Origin of the sequence: Nocardia sp. BMG51109, assembly GCF_000526215.1 — a bacterium.
Taxonomy (GTDB): Bacteria; Actinomycetota; Actinomycetes; order Mycobacteriales; family Mycobacteriaceae; genus Nocardia.
The window spans coordinates 8,110,760-8,130,734 of record NZ_JAFQ01000004.1 but is presented as its reverse complement, the minus strand read 5'-3'; the positions used below and the strand labels follow the sequence as shown (position 1 = coordinate 8,130,734).

17 protein-coding genes are annotated in these 19,975 nt (G+C 68.4%); 9 read left to right on the top strand and 8 right to left on the bottom strand.

From position 1 onward, the window contains the following. Positions 1-289 precede the first annotated feature (289 nt). Positions 290-1,225: a glycosyl hydrolase family 17 protein gene (locus D892_RS0138340; RefSeq protein WP_198037098.1), complete on the bottom strand. Its 936-nt coding sequence runs from the start codon at positions 1,223-1,225 to the stop codon at positions 290-292. A 624-nt stretch (positions 1,226-1,849) separates the two neighbouring features. On the opposite strand from D892_RS0138340, the gene D892_RS0138330 reads away from it, so the two are divergent. Continuing rightward, positions 1,850-2,932, top strand: a complete 1,083-nt coding sequence (locus D892_RS0138330; protein WP_024806327.1) for a ParB/RepB/Spo0J family partition protein — start codon at positions 1,850-1,852, stop codon at positions 2,930-2,932. Positions 2,933-2,962: 30 nt separating this feature from the next. On the opposite strand, the gene D892_RS0138325 is transcribed toward D892_RS0138330, so the two are convergent. After that, entirely contained in the window at positions 2,963-4,756 is a 1,794-nt protein-coding gene (locus D892_RS0138325) for a carbamoyltransferase C-terminal domain-containing protein (RefSeq protein ID WP_024806326.1), read from the bottom strand. A 5-nt stretch (positions 4,757-4,761) separates the two neighbouring features. After that, a complete protein-coding gene (locus D892_RS0138320) occupies positions 4,762-5,673 on the bottom strand; it encodes a phytanoyl-CoA dioxygenase family protein (protein ID WP_024806325.1) in 912 nt (303 codons plus the stop codon). Positions 5,674-5,780: 107 nt separating this feature from the next. On the opposite strand from D892_RS0138320, the gene D892_RS0138315 reads away from it, so the two are divergent. Further along, positions 5,781-6,638, top strand: coding sequence for a formyltransferase family protein (locus D892_RS0138315; protein WP_024806324.1), 858 nt, complete (start codon positions 5,781-5,783; stop codon positions 6,636-6,638). Between the two features lie 10 nt (positions 6,639-6,648). Here the strand turns inward: D892_RS0138315 and D892_RS0138310 are convergent, their stop codons facing one another. After that, entirely contained in the window at positions 6,649-7,707 is a 1,059-nt protein-coding gene (locus D892_RS0138310) for a DegT/DnrJ/EryC1/StrS aminotransferase family protein (RefSeq protein ID WP_198037097.1), read from the bottom strand. Positions 7,708-7,807: 100 nt separating this feature from the next. On the opposite strand from D892_RS0138310, the gene D892_RS0138305 reads away from it, so the two are divergent. Then, on the top strand, positions 7,808-8,920 hold the full coding sequence (locus D892_RS0138305; RefSeq protein WP_024806322.1) for a DegT/DnrJ/EryC1/StrS aminotransferase family protein: 1,113 nt from the start codon (positions 7,808-7,810) through the stop codon (positions 8,918-8,920). Next, positions 8,913-9,203: a hypothetical protein gene (locus D892_RS43170; protein WP_024806321.1), complete on the top strand. Its 291-nt coding sequence runs from the start codon at positions 8,913-8,915 to the stop codon at positions 9,201-9,203. The genes D892_RS0138305 and D892_RS43170 overlap by 8 nt, the downstream gene beginning before the upstream one ends. On the opposite strand, the gene D892_RS0138295 is transcribed toward D892_RS43170, so the two are convergent. The 3 genes from D892_RS0138295 to D892_RS0138285 are packed head-to-tail and all read right to left on the bottom strand — an operon-like array spanning position 9,200 to position 12,853. After that, positions 9,200-10,471 (bottom strand): glycosyltransferase family 4 protein, encoded by a 1,272-nt coding sequence (locus D892_RS0138295; RefSeq protein WP_024806320.1) that lies wholly within the window; start codon positions 10,469-10,471, stop codon positions 9,200-9,202. The genes D892_RS43170 and D892_RS0138295 overlap by 4 nt on opposite strands. Next, on the bottom strand, positions 10,468-11,829 hold the full coding sequence (locus D892_RS0138290; RefSeq protein ID WP_024806319.1) for a glycosyltransferase family 4 protein: 1,362 nt from the start codon (positions 11,827-11,829) through the stop codon (positions 10,468-10,470). Before D892_RS0138290 ends, D892_RS0138295 begins: the two co-directional genes overlap by 4 nt. A 13-nt stretch (positions 11,830-11,842) precedes the next feature. Continuing rightward, positions 11,843-12,853, bottom strand: coding sequence for a polysaccharide biosynthesis protein (locus D892_RS0138285; RefSeq protein WP_024806318.1), 1,011 nt, complete (start codon positions 12,851-12,853; stop codon positions 11,843-11,845). Between the two features lie 50 nt (positions 12,854-12,903). Between D892_RS0138285 and D892_RS0138280 the strand changes: the two genes are divergently transcribed. From D892_RS0138280 to D892_RS0138260, 5 genes are all read left to right on the top strand, one after another. Continuing rightward, the gene (locus D892_RS0138280) at positions 12,904-14,424 is read left to right on the top strand and encodes an aromatic amino acid ammonia-lyase (protein WP_156959883.1); all 1,521 of its coding nucleotides are present in this window, start codon (positions 12,904-12,906) and stop codon (positions 14,422-14,424) included. Further along, on the top strand, positions 14,421-16,037 hold the full coding sequence (locus D892_RS0138275) for a carbamoyltransferase C-terminal domain-containing protein (protein WP_024806316.1): 1,617 nt from the start codon (positions 14,421-14,423) through the stop codon (positions 16,035-16,037). Before D892_RS0138280 ends, D892_RS0138275 begins: the two co-directional genes overlap by 4 nt. A gap of 127 nt (positions 16,038-16,164) precedes the next feature. After that, the gene (locus D892_RS43165; protein ID WP_024806315.1) at positions 16,165-16,476 is read left to right on the top strand and encodes an acyl carrier protein; all 312 of its coding nucleotides are present in this window, start codon (positions 16,165-16,167) and stop codon (positions 16,474-16,476) included. A 39-nt stretch (positions 16,477-16,515) separates the two neighbouring features. Then, complete coding sequence (locus D892_RS0138265) at positions 16,516-17,580, top strand: hypothetical protein (RefSeq protein WP_036571393.1); 1,065 nt, start codon at positions 16,516-16,518, stop codon at positions 17,578-17,580. Between the two features lie 33 nt (positions 17,581-17,613). Beyond that, positions 17,614-18,345 carry a YqcI/YcgG family protein gene (locus D892_RS0138260; RefSeq protein WP_024806313.1) on the top strand — a complete coding sequence of 244 codons (732 nt, stop codon included), beginning with the start codon at positions 17,614-17,616 and terminating at the stop codon, positions 18,343-18,345. A gap of 6 nt (positions 18,346-18,351) precedes the next feature. Here D892_RS0138260 and D892_RS43160 read toward each other — a convergent pair whose 3' ends face one another. Beyond that, positions 18,352-19,851: a class I adenylate-forming enzyme family protein gene (locus D892_RS43160; protein ID WP_024806312.1), complete on the bottom strand. Its 1,500-nt coding sequence runs from the start codon at positions 19,849-19,851 to the stop codon at positions 18,352-18,354. Positions 19,852-19,975: the final 124 nt, after the last annotated feature.

Genomic DNA, 19,975 nt, shown 5'->3' with positions numbered 1-19,975 from the left:
CGCGACAGCGGCTGCCGCCGCTTATTGCTCGGATGCGTCGTCGCCGGGTTTCGGGACGGTGTCGCGGGGCTCGACATCGATGCGGACGGAGCCGGATCTGACCGAGCGCAGCACCAGAGGGAACGCTGCGATCAGCGCGATGGCGGCCAGGATGAGGACTGCTGGCGCTGTGATGATGTGACCTCCCCGTTATTCATCCGCGACGGCTGTCATAGTAGCAGCGGATCATCGCGTCACCGAGGCCGCCGCGGAACCTGCGGCTACGGTGGCCGGAATTCGCCGCCGGGCATCACGATGCGGAGAGGTCGAACTTCGCCTTCCCGTCGGACGTGAAGACGCCCCAGTGCGTGGTACCCGAGGGGCTTCCGGTGCTGTCGGCGACAAACGGCTCCCGTGCTTCGTCGAAGGCCTCGAAGACCAGACACGGTGTGCCCCAATTGATCAGGCCCATGATGGATTCACGGAAGTACCGTTCCTGGTTCTCCGTCCCTGCCTTCGCATTGCCATGGCTTTCTCCGCCGTCGGAAGGCCAGCCGGTCTCGACGACGGTCTTCACCGACTCCCGGCCGTCGGCCTGGATGTGCGCCGTGGCCTGGGCGACGTCATCGAGCAACACCGGCGTCGCCTCGCTCACGGCCTTGCCTTCCCAATACGGGAACGCGGCGATCAGTGCGTAGTCCAGCGGTCGGGCGAGCACGGGGTCCGCGGTGCCGTCGGCCCACTTGCTCCACGCATCGGCGACGCCGACCGGAACGGCGGGGAACTTCGATGCGACCGTACCGACCTTGTCGGCCAGCTCCGCGCCGGTCGATACGCCCCGGTACAGCGCGCCGTTGCCGACGATGATCGCCGCCACCGCGCTCTCGTTGCCGGGTATCGCCGCCGCCAGGGCCGACATATCCGCCTCGAACGGCGAGCCGCTGTCGGCCGGCGGACTGTCCCACACGCCCGGCCGGGTTTCGGACGCATCCTCCGGCGTCGCACCGATGAACACCTTCGTGCCCGTCTTTTTCGCGACGGGCAGCAGGGTGACCGCGGCATTGCAGTTGGACGCGGACTCGATGCGAACCATTCCGGCAACCGGCTTCAGCACACCGAGATCCGCCTCGTAGTCGGCCATCTTCTTACAGCGCCCATCCGGTTTCTCGACGCCGAGAACATATCCCGGAGGCGGAGCATCCGGCGCGGCCTCCGCCACCGGCGACCAGAGCGCAAGTCCCGTCACGAAAAGCACCGTGGCGGCAGAAGCAACGATCCGCGCAGAACTCCGAGGCATTGTCTCTCCTGTGTTCTCCGAACGATCCGTGAGACAGCGTCGACAGGTAGAAAGTCCCGGGCGCCGGACTGTGCGGCCCCGGCAACCGGGCACAGCAGCCCCATCCTAGGAACCAACCGGTATGAATACTCGGTGGTGGCACGGCGTGTTGCTTTCCGGAGTTCGCCGTCGCGGACCGGTGAGAACCGGCCCAACCGCGTGGTGCCGGCCTCAGCTGCCGGACGGCGGTCTCAGGCCGTCACGCAGCCGGACGGGCACCGGATCACCGCGATCGACGAGCGCGAACTCGACGGTCACTGTCCGTAATCCCGAGCGGCACCGGAAATCTGCGCCACCACCGGACACCCGCGTGGGCCGAACAGCCCTGGTGGGACAGAGCCGCTGGCTCGACAGTCCCGCGTGTCGCGGCCCCTGGAGGGGATAGGTCGATCGACCGATGACGGTGGTCTGCCGGGATGACAGCCTGAGCTTTCTGGGGGACGTCACTGGATTCGCTTGCTTCATGTTCGCGAGGACGCCCAGGTGGGCGTGCGCGACGTCGCGGGGTCGGCCAGGCAATCGGAAGGACGGAAGATGACGGTTTCGGTCGAGGATGGCGAGGTGCCCACCGCGGCTGCGCACCTCTCGGGTACGGCGACCTCGGGCGGCGACGATGTGGGAGCTCCGCGCTCGGTGGAAGATGTGGGAGCTCTGCACCCGGTGGAAACGGTGTCGACTACCGCGTTGCGGGAAGCCGACTCGCCCCGGTCCGAAGGCGTGAATGCGGCGCACGCGCGGATGCTCTCGGAGGTGCAGGGGCCGCTGCCGCCGATCGTCGTGCAGCGGTCGACCATGCGGGTCATCGACGGCATGCACCGGCTCCGGGCCGCCGCGCTGCGCGGAGAGGACCACATAGCGGTCCATTTCTTCGACGGTGGTGACGAGGACGCGTTCCTCCTGGCGGTGCGGTTGAACACCGCCCACGGGCTGCCGCTGTCCGCGGCGGACCGCGCCGCCGCCGCGACGCGCGTCCTCGAGTCGTCTCCCGAACTGTCGGACCAGGCGATCGCCGCGGCCACGGGAATCTCGGACAAGACCGTCGCCGCGATGCGCCGGCGAACGATCGCCGAATTTCCGGAGCCGAACTACCGGATCGGCCGGGACGGCCGCAGGCGGCCGGTCAACGCCGCGGAGGGCCGTATTCGAGCGGGCACGCTGTTCGCGGAGGACATGGACGCTCCGCTGCGTGATGTGGCGGAGAAGGCGGGGATCTCGCTGAATACCGCCAGGGACGTCCGGGAACGACTACGCCGCGGCGAGGAGGCCACCCGGGAGCGAGGCCGCGGCCCGGTGCGCGGCGACGGCACCGGCGACACGGATGAGGATCCGTCCGGTGGCAGGCCGTTGGAGACGAACGACGCCTTGACGGTGGCGCCGGGGTGGAAGGCGAAATTCGGTGTGCTGGCGCGGGATCCGGCGCTCCGGTTCAACGACGAGGGTAGAACCCTCCTGAGGCTGCTGCACAGCCAGATGATCGGCGCGCCGGCCTGGGAACGTCTCATCGAGAATGTTCCGCCGCATTCCGTCGCCGCGGTCGCCGAGGGCGCCCGCCGCTGCGCCCAGGCGTGGCAGCAGTTCGCCCGCAGGCTCGAGGACCGCCAGGCAACGCGGGAGTGATGTCGCTCGCGCCGGCCGGATTCGGTTCTGTCAGACGGACTTCCGCACGACGAGCTGCTCGAGCACGAGAATGTCCATTCCCGAGGCGTAGAAGGTGCGCAGCGCGTCCAGCGGAGTACAGACGATCGGTTCACCCGCGAGATTGAAGGACGTGTTGAGCAGGATGGGAACACCGGTGATCCGGCCGAACTCGGTGAGCAGGCGGTGCAGGCCGGGATTGTCCGCGCCCACCACTCGGTGAACACGGGAGGTTCCGTCGACGTGCACGACGGCGGGTGCGTCGGCACGGAGGCGGTCGTTCGCGCGGACGGACATCATCATGAATCGGAGATCTCCGGTGTGGTCGGCGTAGCGATCGGAGTCCTCTGCCCGGATCGACGGCGCGAACGGCCGCCACGGTTCGCGGTGCTTGATCACCGCGTTGACTCGATCGCGCATGGCCGCTGTGCGCGGATCGGCGAGAATGCTGCGATGCCCGAGCGCCCGCGCCCCGGCCTCCATGCGTCCGCAGAACCAGCCGACGACCGCGCCGCGAGCGAGATCTCGCGCGATCACCGGCGCCACGTCGTCCGGGTGCTCGAACGTCGTTCGCACGCTGCGCAGGATGTCGGCGATCTCGGCCGCCGAATATTCGGGACCCAGGGCCACCGAGTGCAACGGCTGCGGCAGCGCACCGGTGTCGGCGTGCCACGCGGCCAGCGCCGCTCCGGCGGCGGCACCGTTGTCGGCGCAGCCCGGATGGGCGAACAGGCCCGCCACCTCGGGCAACGCCGCGATCGCGGCGTTCGCCTTCACGTTCATCGCGACACCGCCGCCCACACACACGGTGCGCACCCCCGTTTCCTGCACCGCCCAGGACACGAGCCGGCACGCCGCCCGTTCCGTGGCGGTCTGCGCGGCGAGCGCGAGATCCCGGTGCCACTGTTCGACCGGCTCCCGGCGAGATCGCGGTGGCCGTCCGAACAGTTCGGCCAGCCGATCGGTGAACCGCCCGGAGTACGTGTGCCGACCGTAGTGGATGAACTCGGTCGCGAGGCGGTAGTCGATGCCGTTGCCGGCCGGGTACAGCACCGTGCCGACGAGCGCGTCGAGCCCGGGATCGGGCCGGCCGTACGCGGCCAGGCCCATCACCTTGTATTCGCCGTCGGAGGAGTCGAATCCGAGATACTCGGTGATCGCGGCGTAGAACCAGCCGAGCGAGTGCGGCATCTCGATCTCGCGCAGCAGCGCGAGGTCCGGTCCCGTTTTCAGCCAGACGGTTCCGGTGTGGGTGTCGCCGGAGCCGTCCAGGACCACCACGACGGCGTCCGTGAACGGGCCTTCGTGCCCGGCCTGGAACGCATGGGTGTAGTGATGCCCGGTGCCGACGATCTCGGGGACGGCACGCGCACCGAACGTCCGCCCGAGCTCCCGCCCGAACAGCGCCTCCAGGTTGTCGCGGCCGAACAGGGACAACTGCCGCCGCTGCCAGTCCTTCGTCGCGGCGTCGACCGGTTCCGTGTCGTTCATGCGCCGGTAGAAGGCGGCGATGCGGCCGTCGCTGTACCCCGTGACATCCCACGGCACGGCGATCCGGTGGATATCGGGCAGGTCGGCCTTCGCCGCGTCCAGGCAGTACCGGACGGCGTTGATCGGGAAGCTGCCGAACGCATGCTTGTGCCGGTTGAACCGTTCTTCGTCGGCGAGCGCCAGCACCCGGCCGTTCCGGACGACGGCCGCGGACGGATCGTGCGGTCCGGTCATGATGCCGAGATAGAGTCGTTCCCGGGCCGGTACGGGATCGATGCGGGTAGCGGATGTCGTCTTGGTCTTCGGTGGCGTCATGGTCGTCAGTAACTCCGCACGTCCCGGCGTTCGCGGCTGTCGAGGGAGCGGGCGTACAGATCCAGCCGGCGCAGGTGCCGCCGCATGACACCGGTCTTCGGGTCCCACTTGGCGGCCCACTGCTCGAACGTTTCCGGCGGCTGCCCTGCGGACGAGACGCGGAATCCGCCCGGGGACTTGGCCCGATGGGCCGGATCGTCCGAGGCGAACCGGATATCGATACTCCAGCGCACCCGGTCGGAGACGTTGTCGAGAGATCGGTGCAGGACCAGATCGTCGAACAGCAGCGCGTCCCCCGGCCGCAGCGGTACCGGTTCTCCGGTGTGCGCCAACGGCTCTCGCAGCCTGGTGATCCCGTACTCGTCGGTGATCTTGGGCAGCACTCCGTGCCGATGCGATCCGGGCACGACGGCTAGGCAGCCGGACTCGGCGTCGACGGGCACGAGCGGAATCCAGCAGGTCAGTATCCGGCTGTCGGCCTCGTCCCAGGAGTCGCTGTTGAACGCGTCCTGATGCCAGTCGATGGTCTGCCGCCGATCGCGGGGTTCTCGGGGCCGGCCGTTGAACAGGTGGTAGGCCCGGATCTCCGGGCCCAGGATCGACTGTGCCGCGCCGAGCAGGCCGGGCTCGAACCACAGGTCGTAGACGGCGGGATCGATGAGGATCCGACGCCAGACGATCGGCCTGGACGCCGGGACCTCGGCCCGGATCGCGGCCCAGCGCCTGTCGAAGGGCAGCTCCTCGTACAGCCGCGACAATTCGCCGTCGCGGACCATGGCACGCGCGAATTCGTCGACGATCTCCCGAAAAAGCGCGATCACCCGGTTGCGTGCTCGTATCGATACGACATTCTCGAGGACGAGAAAACCGTCTCGCTCGTACGCGGCCCGCTGCGCTGTCGTCAGGGATTCGCTCATGCCCGAGTCTCCTATATATTTCGATCCTATTATCGAGACTTCGTCGTATCGTTTCACCACGGCGAAAATGTCACAAGAATCGGCCGGTATCGAGGAGTTCTTCGCACATGAAAATTGTCATCGCCGGTCGCGGGCGACTGGCCGTCCGGGGCGCGCATCTGTTCGACCTCCTGGCGCGGGTCACGCGAGACGACGCCTCCCTCGAATGTCTTGTCGCGCAGGGCGACAACGGTACCGGCGGCAGCTCCGACGGCGGCCGGCCGTCGCTGCGCCGTGCGGCCCTGGACAACGGCTGGCCGATCCATGAGAACCTCTCCGAAATCGGCTCGGGGCCCTCGGATCTGCTGGTATCCCTGCAATATCCGGCGATTGTCCGGATGCCCGAACTCGGCGGTGCGCGGGCCGTGAACCTGCATTTTTCGTTGCTGCCGCGTCACCGGGGGAGTCTCACTTGCTATTGGCCGGTCATCGGCAGGGAAAAGACTGCGGGAGTAACGTTGCACGTCATGACCCGGGGTGTGGACGAGGGCCCGATCATTGCCGCACGATCGTTTCCGCTCCCGGAGTTCACGTCCGCCGGTGCCATATTCGAGATGTTTCAGGACCACGCCTTCGAACTGCTCGCCGCGCACGCTCGGGCCGTGCTCGACGGCACCTACGCGGCGGTTCCGCAGGCGGACCCCGGGACGGCCGCCCACCGGCGCGCCGATGTGGACTTCGGCGCGACCGAGATCACCGACTTCGCACGCCCCACCGCGGTGGTCCGCGCCGAAATTCTCGCCATGGTCTTCCCCGGTCACCAGCTGCCCACTGTTCGCGGCCGGTCCGTGCGAAACGCCTACCCGCTGCCCGATATCGGCCGGCCCGGCCGGAATCCGATCGGTGCGATTCTCGCGGAGACGAAGGAGGTGGCGGTCGTCTCGTGCGCCGATGGTCTTCTCTGCGTCGAGTATCTCGGGGAATAGCCGCCGGGACTCAGGCCGCGCGCCGGGGCGCGAGGTCGGTGATCTCCGACGCCATCAGCCGCAGCTCGTCCTCGGTCAGCCGAGCATGGAACGGAATGGAGAAGACGGTGCTCGCGATCTGCTCGGTCCGGGGCAGCCGGATTCCCCGGGCGGCGAAGACCGCGTCGAGGTGGGCGGGCGGGAAGTAGATCCGGGCCTCGATGCCGCGATCCAGCAGACCGGCGACGAGGGCGTCGCGGCGGGTGGCGGACCGGAGCGTCATCAGCATGAAGGTGGGCGTCCGGTCGGACCGGCCGGGCGGAAAGACCACATCCGCGGCGTGCAGCAGGCCGGCCAGCAGGTCGGCGTTGGCTCGTTTGCGTTCCAGTATGCCGTTCAGTTTCTGCAGCTGCGCCCGGCCCACCGCCGCCTGTATCTCGGACAGCCGCCAGTTGTAACCGACCGAGGTGCGGGGAATGCCTTCGGCGACACCGTGATTGCGCAGCCGGCGCAGGCGGCGGGCGCAGCCCGCGTCGTGGGTGGTGATGAGCCCACCCTCGCCCATCGTGATGTTCTTCGTCGGCGTGAAACTGAACATGCCGCCGTCCGCCAGGCCCCCGACCGGGCGGCCGCGGTAGGTCGCGCCGTGCGCCTCGGCCGCATCCTCGAACAGGAGGACCCCGGCGCGCTCGGCGACGGCCCGCAGTTCGGTCATATCGGCGGCCTGGCCGGCGTAGTGGACGGCGATGACGGCCTTCGTCCGCGACGTGATCAGGGCGGCCGCGTGCCCGGCATCGAGGGTCAGGGTGTCGGGGTGTATCTCGGCGAATACCGGTAGCGCTCCGACGTGCAGCACGGCGGTGGCCGTCGAGATGAACGTGAAGGACGGCACGACGACCTCATCGCCGGGACCTATTCCGTGGGCCAGCAGCACGGCGGCCAGCGCCACCGTGCCGTTCGACAATGCCACGGCGTACGGAACTTTGTGGGCCCGGGCGAATTCCTCCTCGAATGCCTCCGTTTCCGGACCATTCGTGAGAATTCCGGACGCCAGCACTCGTTGGACGGCTTGCAGCTCCGAATCTCCCATGATTGGCTGTGCGAGCCGGATTTTCGGATTCGTCATCGGCAGTGCCATGAATCAGAATGATTGTCTTTTCTTCGATTATTTTCAAGCCTGGAGGACCGCGATGGTCAACTCTGTTCCGCAGACCGTGGTAAATCTCGGCGCGGCCGAACGGCGCGCGGTCGACCGAGTACTCCGCAGCGGCAAGCTCGTTCAGGGTGAGGAGGTCGCGGCATTCGAGAACGAATTCTCCGCGATCGTCGCCGGGCGGGGCTGCGCGGCCGTGAACTCGGGTACGAGCGCACTCCACCTGGGCATGCTCGCCGCGGGGATCGGCCCGGGCGACGAGGTGATCGTCCCGGCATTCACCTATGCGGGGACGGTGAACGCCGTCCGATTGACGGGGGCGCGGCCGGTCTACTGCGATATCGACGAACGGACGTACTGTGCCTCGGCGGAATCGGTCGGGGCGCTGATCGGTCCGCGCACCGCCGCCATTCTGATCGTGCACCTGTTCGGCCATCCGGCCGATATGGACGCCTTGTCTTCGCTGGCGGAGAGGGCCGGAGTCGCGCTGTTCGAGGACGCATGTCAGGCGCACGGCGCGGCCTGGCGCGGCCGCCCGGTCGGTAGTTTCGGAACATTCGCCGCATTCAGTTTCTATCCGACCAAGAATATGACCACCGGCGAGGGCGGAATGATCGTCTCGGCGGACGCCGGCGTGCTGGACCGGGCGCGGTTGCTGCGGAACCAAGGCGCCCGGCAGGCCTATCAGCATCAGATCGTCGGATTCAACAATCGGATGACCGAGTCCGCCGCCGCGATCGGCAGGGTGCAGCTGCCGAATCTGGCGCGCTGGAACGCCGCCCGTCGTGATCTCGCCCGGCGGTATTCCGCGGTGTTGTCGAATGTCCGTGCGCCGCATGTGGATCCGGCCGCCGACCATGTCTTCCACCAGTACAGCGTGCGGGTGCCCGACGGGATCAGCAGGGACGGTGTGCGCGAGGAACTGCGCGCCCGGCAGGTCGGCACCGGCGCCTACTACCCCGTTCCCTGCCATCGGCTCGAGCCCCTGCGAGCGCCGGTCGACCTTCCGGTCACGGACGCGGTCGCCGAGACGATATTCGCGCTGCCGATCTTCCCGACGCTGCGCCGGAAGGATCTGCTGCGGGTGGCCCGCGAGGTCGACGACCTGACCGCGGCCACCGGCTACGACCGCGCCTCCGCACATGTCTGAGAGCGCGACGCTCGGCCGCGGCGAGCGCCCCTATGCGGAGGCGGAGGCGCTACTCCGGGATGCCTACGACAAGCTGCGGGAGCGGGAACCGGATCCGCTGGTTTCGGCGGCGCGTCACCTGGTGCGGTGCGCCATCGACGTGGTGGCGGTGCTCGGCCGCCCCGGATCGTCCGGGGCCGAAGAGATTCTGGGCTGTGCCCGGGCGGCCGTGACGGTCGCCACGTATGCCGTGCGCGAGGCCGACGGCAGGCACCGGCGGGCGGGTCACCCGGGGCGGGGCTAGCTCGACCCGCCGAGCGGGACGAACGGCAGACCGTCGAATTTCGCCGCCATGAACTCGCCGACGGTCCGGTGGATGTTCTCGGGCCGGTACCGTTCCGCCGTGTGACGGCCGGCGGTCCGCAGCCGATCGGCCAGTGCGGGATCGTCGCGCAGGCGGCACACCGCGGCGCGCAGGGCCTCGGCATCGCCGAAAGGCACCTGCACGCAGTTCATTTCGGGTACCGCGTACTCCGCCGAACCACCGTTGGCGCAGAGCACCGCGGGCACGCCGAGGGCCATCGCCTCCAGCGGAGGGTTTCCCAGCCCCTCGACGCTGCTGGGGAACACCAGGGCATGGCCGGACGCGAGGGTGGCCGCCACTCCCTCCGCGTTCAACCCCGTGTGCACCTCGTCCACCGTGTGCGCGAGACTCTCCGACGGCGCCTGCGGCGATATCCAGACGATGTGGAATCCCTGCTGCCGCAACGGCATCAGCGCCCGCAGCGCGCCCGGTATCCCTTTCGTCGTGATGTGCTCCGGGCCGACGACGACGACCCGGAACGGCGGTTGCGGCGGCGCGGCGAAGTCGCGGTCGAACATCTCCCTCGCGATCGGAACGGAGATGAGTTCGGCGGTTCGATGGAACCGGTCCCGGAAGATGTTGCGCACCGACCGGGAACCCGCCCACAGCGTCACCGGCAACTGATGCATGCGGTACGCGAAATCGAGGAAGCTCCGGTCGAATCCGGCGGGTTCGGCTCGCAACGTCGGCTCGCCGGCGGAGTATCCGATGACCGGGCCGGCGCCGGACTCCACCGCGGCGAAGTAGTCGATCCAGCAGCCGACGAGCAGCGTCGCCGGAGCGAGGTCGCGCAGCGCCGCCGCCAGGTGGCGCGGATCCGCCAGCGGCACCCGGGAGGTGAACCCGAGATCGTCGTACCTGCCGGCCACGCAGTCGTCGCCGCGCACCTGGCGCACATGCACCTCGGCGCCCTCGTCCCGCATCATCTTCGCCAGCTGGAGCTGGACCCGCATGCCGCCCGTCTGGATGGGAAAGGGCAGGACGAGCACGACCCTGCGGTTCGGGACGGGGACGGAATCCGTTGTCGGCCGGGCCTTTCCGGCGGCGAGGGCTTCGGCGGCGCACCTTCCGTCGTCGAGTCGCGCGTGGTCGGCCGCCGGGAGCGCGTCGAGCGCCCGGGTGACCCGGCGGATCTCGCGCCGCGTATGCACCTGCCACCGGGCCGGGAAGCCGAACCGGTCGAGAACGGGCGGGCGGTCCTGGTTCACGGCGGATCCGATCCTTCCGAGCAGGTCGCGTATTTGCCGTAGATCAGCTGGTGCAGGGCGGCGTGGTCGGCACTGTGGTGCGACGCTCGCCACGCCCGGCGGCCGGTTCGGTCCGGGGTGTCCGTCTGGTCGGTCCAGCCGACGTCGATCGCGGTCTGCCCGAGCTCGTTGATCCGCCACGGTGGCGCCGCGTCGATATTTCGCTCCAGAGCGGTGACGGCGAGTTCGGAATAGATGCGGCGCGCCGCCTGGATCGAGAACCGGTCCTGGACATGTTGCCGGCCCGCCCGCGCCATCCGGTCGTACCGCTCCGGGTCGGAGAGCACGTCGGCCGCGGCACGGGCCGCCGGCAGCCAGTCGACGCGCACGGACCCGTCGGTCTGCAACGTGGTCGGCATGAAGAGGCCGGTCTTCCCGTCCAGCACGCTGTCGCGGTAACCACCCCAGTCGGTGACGATCGGCGGGGTACTCGTGGCCTGAGCCTCGATCGGGATGTAGCCGAAGTTGTTGTCGTAGATGGTGGATGCCGACGTGACCAGGGCCGCCCTGGCATACGCCGCCGCGACCTCGTGGGTCGGCAGGAACGGCAGGAATACCGCGGAATCGGTCAGCCGGGTCGCCGCGAGCTGCGCCTCCAGCTCGGCCTGGTACGCCGTCTTCGCCGCGTCGGCGCCGCCGTTGAGAAAGACCACCATCGGGTCGTGGCCGTGATCACGGAGGTAGGCGACCAGCGGGATGACGTGATGGATGCCCTTCTCCGAGTTCATCCGCTCGGCGCTCAGAATGATCGGACGCCGCGGATCGACGCCCGCCAACGCCTCGGCCACCACGGTGGGCGCCTGTCCCGTCGGCGCGATTCCCTCCAGCTCCGTCGGCATGGGTGCCACGTCGACGCTGGACTGCCACGGCGTATCGAGGAACATCCGCAGGATGTCGCGGTCGGCGGAGCAACTGCACACGAGCGTGTCGTTGGACTGGAACTGCCGCATGAACGCGGCGCGCCAGGGCACCGCCCGGGTCGCGTCGCCCATCACGAGCGCGAGATACGGCGGCCGATGCCGGGCGCGGGCCCGGGCGTTCATCAACCGGATGTCCGGGATGCCCACCAGCACGTCGACCCGGCCGACGAATTCGTCCGCGGTCTCGTGCTCGTCCCAGATCTCGAAGGCGGTGTCCTCGAGGGCGGTGTCTTCGAAGGTGGTGTCCTCGCCCCCGTCCCGGCCCGTCGGCGCCGCGCCGATCGCGTCGAAGCCCCGGGAGCAGCGGAACACGCTGCTGTATGCCGCCTGCCCGCCGTACTTCTCGGCGGCGCGCAGGAGGCGGTGTCTGAGGAAGTGAATGCCGATCCGGACGGTCATCGTTTCCGGCCTTTCAGTGATCGATCGAGGGAAGGAAGTCTTCGAACCGCACCGATGCGGGGTCGAGGGGTTCGACCTGCACCCGGACGAGGCCCGCCGTGGCCGGGTCGCGCACCGGGGACTCCGAGTCGTCGAGGTAGTCCTCGTGCAGTTTTTCTCCCGGCCGCAGGCCGACGATCTCGACGGGCAGGTCCGTTCCCGCGTCGTCGATCAGGGAGCGCGCGACATCGATGATGCGGACCTGTTTTCCCATATCGGTCAGCAGCGTTTCACCGCTGCGGCCGTGCCGGGCCGCGAGCATGATCAGTTCGACCGCATCATCGGTACTCATGAGATATCGGGTGACTTCCTCGTGGGTCACCCGCAGGGGCTTGTTGTCCCGGATCTTCTCGAGAAAATCCGGGAGAAACGAGCCGCGGCTGCCCAGCACGTTGCCGAATCTGACATTGACGAATCGCCGGTCGTATGCGGTGGCGAAATGGGATGTCAGACGTTCGCCCAGGCGTTTCGTGATACCGAGCACCGACGTCGGGTTGGACGCCTTGTCGGTCGACACGTTCACGAAGACTTTCGTATCGCACATCGCGGCGACCGACAAGACCGTCCGGGTGCCGATGACATTGACCCGGTATGCCTCGGAGGGGTGTTCCTCGAGGAGCGGGACATGTTTGAGCGCCGCGGCGTGCACCACTATTTCCGGGCGTTCCCGGCGAAATACCTCGGCGAGCGCCTCGGCGTCGCAGACGTCGCGCAGATAGTAGCCGAGCGCGGGCACGCTCCCCGGCTCGGCGAGGCGTAGCCGCAGCGCATGCAGCGCCGAGTCGTCCCGGTCGAGCATGACGAGCGCGGCGGCGGGCGTCGCCGCGGCGGCCCGGCAGAAGGCCGAGCCGATCGATCCGCCGGCGCCGGTCACGAGCACACGCCTGCCCGCCAGGGTATCGACATCGGAGGAGGGGGAACCGATACGAGTCAAGTATTTCCCGTGACCGTTCGGAATCATTTCGGGAACGTAATTCACGGTCATCAGAATCGCATCCTTGACTACATTTTATCCAGCCGTGCACATTGAACGACATGGTTGCACATGAAATGAATGAATCGGTATCCCACCAACGGTCGGTGTATTACCGACCGGACGATACAGCGCGCGAACGCATGAAGCGCAGTTTCGAAGTCCTGTCCGCCGAGATCGATGCCCAAGCGCCGATTTACGGCGTTTCCCGGGGCTTCGGCCCGCTGGCCGAGTTCGATGCCGACCCGGATGCCGGCCGGCACGGTCTGGGTCTGATCGACCATCTGTCGGCCGGGCAGGGCGAGGATCTCGATATCGAGACGACGCGGTTGATGCTCGAGCTGCGGCTGAGCGGAATGACACGCGGATACTCCGGCATAGATCCGGAACGCTGGGAAGAAATCGCCGAGGTGCTGCGCGCCGGATTCCTCCCGGTGGTCCCGGCGACGGGAAGCGTGAGCGCGAGCGGGGACCTGATCCCGCTGGCACACGCGGCGAGCGCGATGTCGGGCAACGGCCTGGCCTGGGACCTCGACGGGGGCACCCCGGTGCGGGTTCCGGCGGACCGCCGGCTGCGTCAGCTCGGACTGGAGCCCCTTACCTGGAGGTCCCGCGACGGACTGGCATTCGTCAACGGCACGAGTGCGAGCCTGGCCGCCGCCCTGGGCAACCAGGCCCGGCTCCGGGAGCAGTGCTGGATCGCCGCGACGCTCACCGGCGTGATCGCCGATCTGCTGCGGGTGAACGCCGAGGCGTATCACGACGAGGTGGGTGTGGCCCGCGGCGGTTCGCCGGGGCACGCCGTGGCCGCGCGGTGGATCCGGGCCCAGATCGCCCAGCCGCGCGAGGCGAGATCGGCACGGCGACTACAGGAGCCGTACTCGCTGCGGTGCGCGCCACAGATCATCGGAACGGTCCTCGACTTCCACGACGCGTTCGCCGCGCTGCTGGCGCGGGAGCGCGCCGGCTGTTCGGACAACCCCGTCATCAGCGAGCACGGCATCTACCACGCCGGCAATTTCTACGCGATCACGGCCGGACTGGTCTCCGATCAGCACGCCACCCTGGTGCACCAGCTCGCCTTCCTGGCCGAGCGTCAGCTCGCCGTGGTCCTGCATCCGGCGAGCAACGGCGGACTGCCCCCGCTGCTCGCGGGCCGGCCGGGCGCGACGAGCGGACTGGCCGGAGTGCAGATCGCCGCGACCGCTCTGCTCGCCGAGATCCGGCAGCTCTCGGCGCCCGCGACGACCACTCCGGTGCCGACCAACCTCGACAACCAGGACGTCGTGCCGATGGCCCTGATGGGCGCGTTGCGGGCGGCTCGCCAGGTGCGCCACGCGGACCTGGTGCTGGGCTCGCTGGCCCTGGGCGTCGCCCAGCTGGCCCATGCCGGGGGACAGCGACCGGTCGCCGGCCGCCCGTGGTTCGCGGAGTTGCTGGACGCGACACCGCTGCTGGTCGCCGATCGGCCGCTGGCCGCCGAGGTGCGCGCGCTCTCGGCGATCCTGCGGCGGGAGGCACGGGGGCGGTTCCGGGACGGGGACCACGCGCTCGACGATCGAGCGGTGGGGAGCGAGCCGTGATCGTTCTCGGCATCGGCGGCTCGACGCACGACTTCGGCGCCTGCGTCGTCGTCGACGGGAAGGTGTCGTTCGCGGTCGAGGAGGAACGCCTGTCGCGGATCAAGCACCACTCCCTCGAGCGCCTGCGGGTCCCGCGGATGCGGTTGCGTTCGGTCGACTACTGCCTGCGCGAGATCGGCGCGACCCTCGACGACGTCGATCTCGTGGTCGCCAACGACCTGGTGTACCGCGGCGCGCTGCGAGGCCTGCCCGCGGTCGTGCCGGTCAACCACCACCTCAGCCACGCCGCCCTGGTCAGCTACACGTCGCCCCGTGCCGTGCAGGCGATTCTGGTCGTCGACGGATTCGGCTCGATGCGCGACGGGCACGCGGAGACGGTGTCCTACTTCGTCACCGGCGACGACCGGGTGCCGCGGCCGGTCCACCGGGAGACCAACCGGGTGCGCCGCCGGTCCGCCGATCGCCCGTTCAGCTGGAAGAACTTCGACTTCGTCGAGCATTCGCTCGGCGAGCTGTACTCCTTCGTGACCGAGAGCATCGGCTTCGGCCTGCACGACGCGGGAAAGACCATGGGGCTGGCGCCCTACGGTTCCGAGCGGCTGGTCGCGGACATGCGGCGGATCACCGGAAGCGATCCGGCCGGCCGGGTGCGTTTCGATGCGGCCGCCCGCGGCGAGCTGGCGGAGCTGATCGCCGTCGAGCTGGCCGGTGAACAGGGCTGGAAGCCGCGGGCGGACGTGGCCCGAGGGATGCAGGCCGTCCTGGAGGAGGCGTTGCTGCGGCGTGTGCACGATCTGCACCGCCGCACCGGCCGGGACGCGCTCGCGGTCGGCGGCGGCGTCTTCCTGAATTCGGTGGCCAATCGGCGGATTCGCGAGGAAGGACCGTTCCGGGACTTCTACGTGCACGGTGCGACGGGCGACAGCGGAACCGCCATCGGGGCCGCCCTGTACGCCTACCACCGCCACACCGGGGAGCTGCCCTGCGGCGAGGAACCGGTCTATCTGGGCCGGTCCTACCCTCGTGCGGAAATCCTGGCCGCGCTGCGGGTTTCGGCCGCGGTGGCGTGGACGGAGGGCGGGGACGTCTGTGCCCGGGCGGCCGCCGTGCTGGCGGACGGCGGCATCGTCGGCTGGTTCCAGGGGCGGTCGGAGTTCGGCCCGCGCGCCCTGGGGAATCGCAGCATTCTGGCGGACCCCGGCCGGCCCGGGATGAAGGACCGGATCAACTCCGTCGTCAAGCATCGCGAGGGTTTCCGGCCGTTCGCCCCCGCGATTCTGGGAGCCCGGCAGGCCGAGGTGCTCGATACCGCCGCGCCGTCCGGATTCATGTGCGTCAACGGCACCGTTCGAGAAAGTGCCCGGCGCGATTTCGCCGCCGCCACGCATATCGACGGCAGCGCCAGGTACCAGACGGTGACCGAGCGGACGAACCCCCGATTTCACGAGCTGATCAGCAGATTCGAGGCGCTGACCGGCGTCCCCGGCCTGCTGAACACCTCGTTCAACGACAATGAACCGATTGTCGAAACCCCCGGCGAGGCGATCGAATGCTTCCTGGGCAGCGATATCGACTGCCTCGTCGTCGAGGACTTCTTCGTTACCAGGCGCTGAGCGGAGTTTCTGTCCAACCTCGGAATTTCCGAGGTTGGACCGGTCGGCCCGGGCGTCGCGATCGAATTTGCTCGTCCGCGCGGGTGCGTCATGATTCGATACGGCCCCGATCCGGGAGGAGTTTCCTTTGGAATCGCAGACGAAGACAAACAATGTTTCCACCGTGGACAAGCTGGTGACCATCATTCTCGATGGGCTGGAATGGCCGGCCGACGAGCCACCCGGACTGGAGACCCGAATAGGGGAGGGCGGCCTCGGGATGGATTCTCTGATGGTGGTGGAGCTCGCCTTGGATGTCGAGGAGGAGTTCGGCGTGGAGATCGACGAGGAAGAGATGTTCGAAATCGGCGGAATGACCCTGGGGAATCTGGTGGCATTCGTCGACACGAGGGCCGCGGCCCCGGCTCCGGTGGCCGCCCCAGCGGCCGAGGGAGGCTGATATACCGTGGACACAGGGTTGCCGGAGACGGAGAGTCCGGTGCGTACCCACACCGAGTGGGACCCGCTCGAGGAGATCATCGTCGGTACGCCGTATCACCTCGATTATCACGACGATCGGTCGTTCCGGATCTTCTTTCACCTGAACCGGTCGACGATGAACGATACCGGCGATATGCGGAGGATACGTCCTTCGAACCGCATGAAGGAGGAGTGTCTCGAGGACGTCGCCGAACTGATCGGCATACTCACCGATTTCGGGGTGACGGTCCGGCGTCCGGAGTGCTCCGACCGCGTCCCCATCGTCCAGGCGCCGCACTGGAAATCGCCGATGGGGCACGCGCTGATGAGCCGCGACATCTTCCTGGTGATCGGCGACGAGATCATCGAGACCGCGCCGATGATGCGGGCCCGCTATTTCGAGCCCGACCTGTACAAGGAATTGTTCACGGAGTATTTCCGGCGCGGTGCCAAGTGGACCGTGGCGCCCAAGTCGCGCCTGTTGGACCACAACTTCGACACCAGCTATCTGCAGCGGCTCGGATTCTCGGAGAATTCCTCCCGGGACCCGTTCTACGAGATCATGTTCGACGGTGCGCAGGTGATGCGCGTGGGCCGCGATCTGGTGTTCAACGTCTCGTCGGAGAACCACCGCATGGGCGCGACCTGGCTCGAACGGCACCTCGGTGATCGCTATCGGGTCCATCGCACCCGGATCACCGACACCCATATCGATGGAGAGATACTGCCGCTCCGGCCGGGGCTGCTCCTCGCCCGCGATGCCGTGGACGTCGATCTGCTGCCGGCCCCCATGCGGAGCTGGGACGTCCTCAGATACACCTGGCTCGATCGACCGCTGGAGATCGCCCAGGACGGGGTTCCCCTGCTGGCATCGCAGTCGATCGGAATGAACGTGCTCTCGCTGGACCAGGAGCACGTCGTGGTGCAGGACATCCAGGAACCCCTGATGCGGGATCTCGAGAAGTACGGTCTCACCCCCATCCCGTGCCGGTGGCGCCACGGCCGCAGCCTGGGCGGCGGCTTCCATTGCGTGACTTTGGACATCCGCCGCACAGGCGAACTCGAGGACTACTTCGCGGGCTGAGCCGCCCGGTCGCCCTCGCCCAGGGAGTGATGAATGTTGTCGGACGAAACCCTGTCCACCCAGGTGATCGGGTGGTTACCGAGCTGGGGGCCCGACGTGATCGGGGACCTCACCGCCACCCTCACCGGGCGCGAGGATCCGTTTCCGTGCACCTTCGCCGTCTCCGCGGTCCGAAAATCCAGCCTGAGGTTCGGATTCGTCGGTGATGTCGACGACGCGCGGACCTGGTCGGCGCTGCCCGGCATCCTCACCGAATACCTGCGCGGCTACCGGCGGATCGACAGGGAGACGTCGCTCGTCGTGTTCTTCGGCCCGCAGCGGCCGGTCGCCGACCTCGGCGCCTACCGGCGCCGATTCTGGGATGTGCTGCGATTTCTGCACGACCGCGACACGGCGCCCTGGCCCGGCGAGATCCCCCGGGATACCGAGAATCCCGCCTGGGAGTTCAGTTTCGGCGGCACACCGCTGTTCGTGGTGTGCAATACGCCCGCGCACCTCGCGCGCAGGAGCCGGTACAGCCCGGTATTCATGATCTCCTTCCAGCCCCGATGGGTGTTCGAGGAGATCGGCGCGGACACGCCGCGCGGTGCGACGGCCCGGCGAGTCATTCGTCAGCGACTGCGCGCCTTCGACAATCTGGAACCCGCCTCCGCGCTCGGCGGATACGGCGATCCCGGCAATCGGGAGTGGCGGCAGTACTTCCTGTCCGACGCCGTCGACGACGCCGAACCGGTCTGCCCGTTCCGGCACCGGGACAGCCGGTAGCCGGAACTATTGCGGGCCGTGCCGCCGGAGCCGTTCCAGGTCCGGCTTGCCCGAGGCGAGCAACGGAATGGCGGCGATCCGTATCGAGGCCGGCCGCTTGTATGCGGCGAGCCGCCGGTCGCAGAGCGTGCGCAGTTCGGAGACCACGCCCGCCTCCGCCGCCGAGTCCCGGAGCTGGACGACGGCCGTGACGGTCTCGCCGACAACCGGGTGGGGGCGGCCGACCACGACCGCGTCGGCCACCGCCGGATGATCCCGCAGGACCGACTCCACCTCGCCCGGATACACGGTGGCCCCGGACACGATGATGATGTTCTTCTTCCGGCCCGCGAACCAATGATCACCGTGCTCGTCCCGGCGTACCTGATCTCCGGTCCGCAACCAGCCGTGCACGATTCGCTCGGCGGTGTCGGCGGGACTCTCGAAATAGCCGCGCATGACGTTCGGGCCGGAGATCAGCAGCTCGCCGATGTCGCCGTCCGGCACCTCGTGCCCGGCGTCGTCGACGATTCTCGTGCGGACGCCCTCGTACGGCCTGCCCAGCGAACCGGGCGAACAGGTCCGCTGATCGTTGTACAGCGCGCACGGTGAGGTCTCGGTGAGCCCGTACCCCTCGTGCAGCGGGAACCCGAATCGGTCCAGCCAGGTCTCGGCGGTCCGGCGGGGCAGCGGGGCCGCGGCCGACAGGGCGTAGCGGAGCCGGGGGAGCAGGTCCCGCCCGGCTCCGAGATCGAGCAGCAGGCGGAATACGGCGGGCACGCTCGGCAGCGCGGTGACCTCGTAACCGGCCAGGTCCGCGACCAACTGCCCGCGCCGGCGCGGATTCAGCAGTATCACGGTAGCCCCTCCGGAGAAGGCGGCGTTGAGCACGGCGTTCTGGCCGTAGGCGTGATGCATCGGGGCTATCAGGGCGACGGCGTCTCGCTCGGTGGGGCGCATCCGGGCCGCTTTGGCCCGCGCCGCCCAGACGACGTTCCCGTGGGTGAGCACCACGCCCTTCGGCCGGCCGGTGCTGCCCGAGGTGAACAGAATCGAGGCCGGGTCGCCGGACCACATCGAGACGATCGCCTCGCCCGCCGGTGCGGTCGCGGCCAGGATCTCCGGGATCGAGGCGACTCCGTCGGCCGGTGTGTCGCTGATCAGCTCGACCGGGCCGGACAGCCGCGACAGCGCGTGGCGCACCCGGGGCACCGCGGCCGCCTCGGCGACAACGACGCCCGGCCGGGTCGCCTCGAAGGCCCGCGACATTTCCGCCACCGTGGATTTCGGGTTCACCGAGACGGCGACATATCCTCCGGCGACCGCCGAAAAATATGTGAGTATGTGAGCCGCGGTGTCGGACTGAACGATGCCGATTCGATCACCCGGAGTCTGTTTCATCGCACGGTATGCGGTCGACAGGCGTGCCACGTCGTCGAGTAATTGTCCATAGGTCGACGTACCGTCCGCACCGGAAATGGCAATCGACTCGCGATTCGGGCGGTGCAGGAAATCGGCGATGTTCAAGGGATGCTCCGAAGGTTTCCGATGTCAGTTACGGAACTGGAGCGTACGTAGGACGGGCTGTATCTTCATCAATCATCCGAATGGATTCACGAGCCGATATTTCGGCGGAAACCGGCAGAGAGGA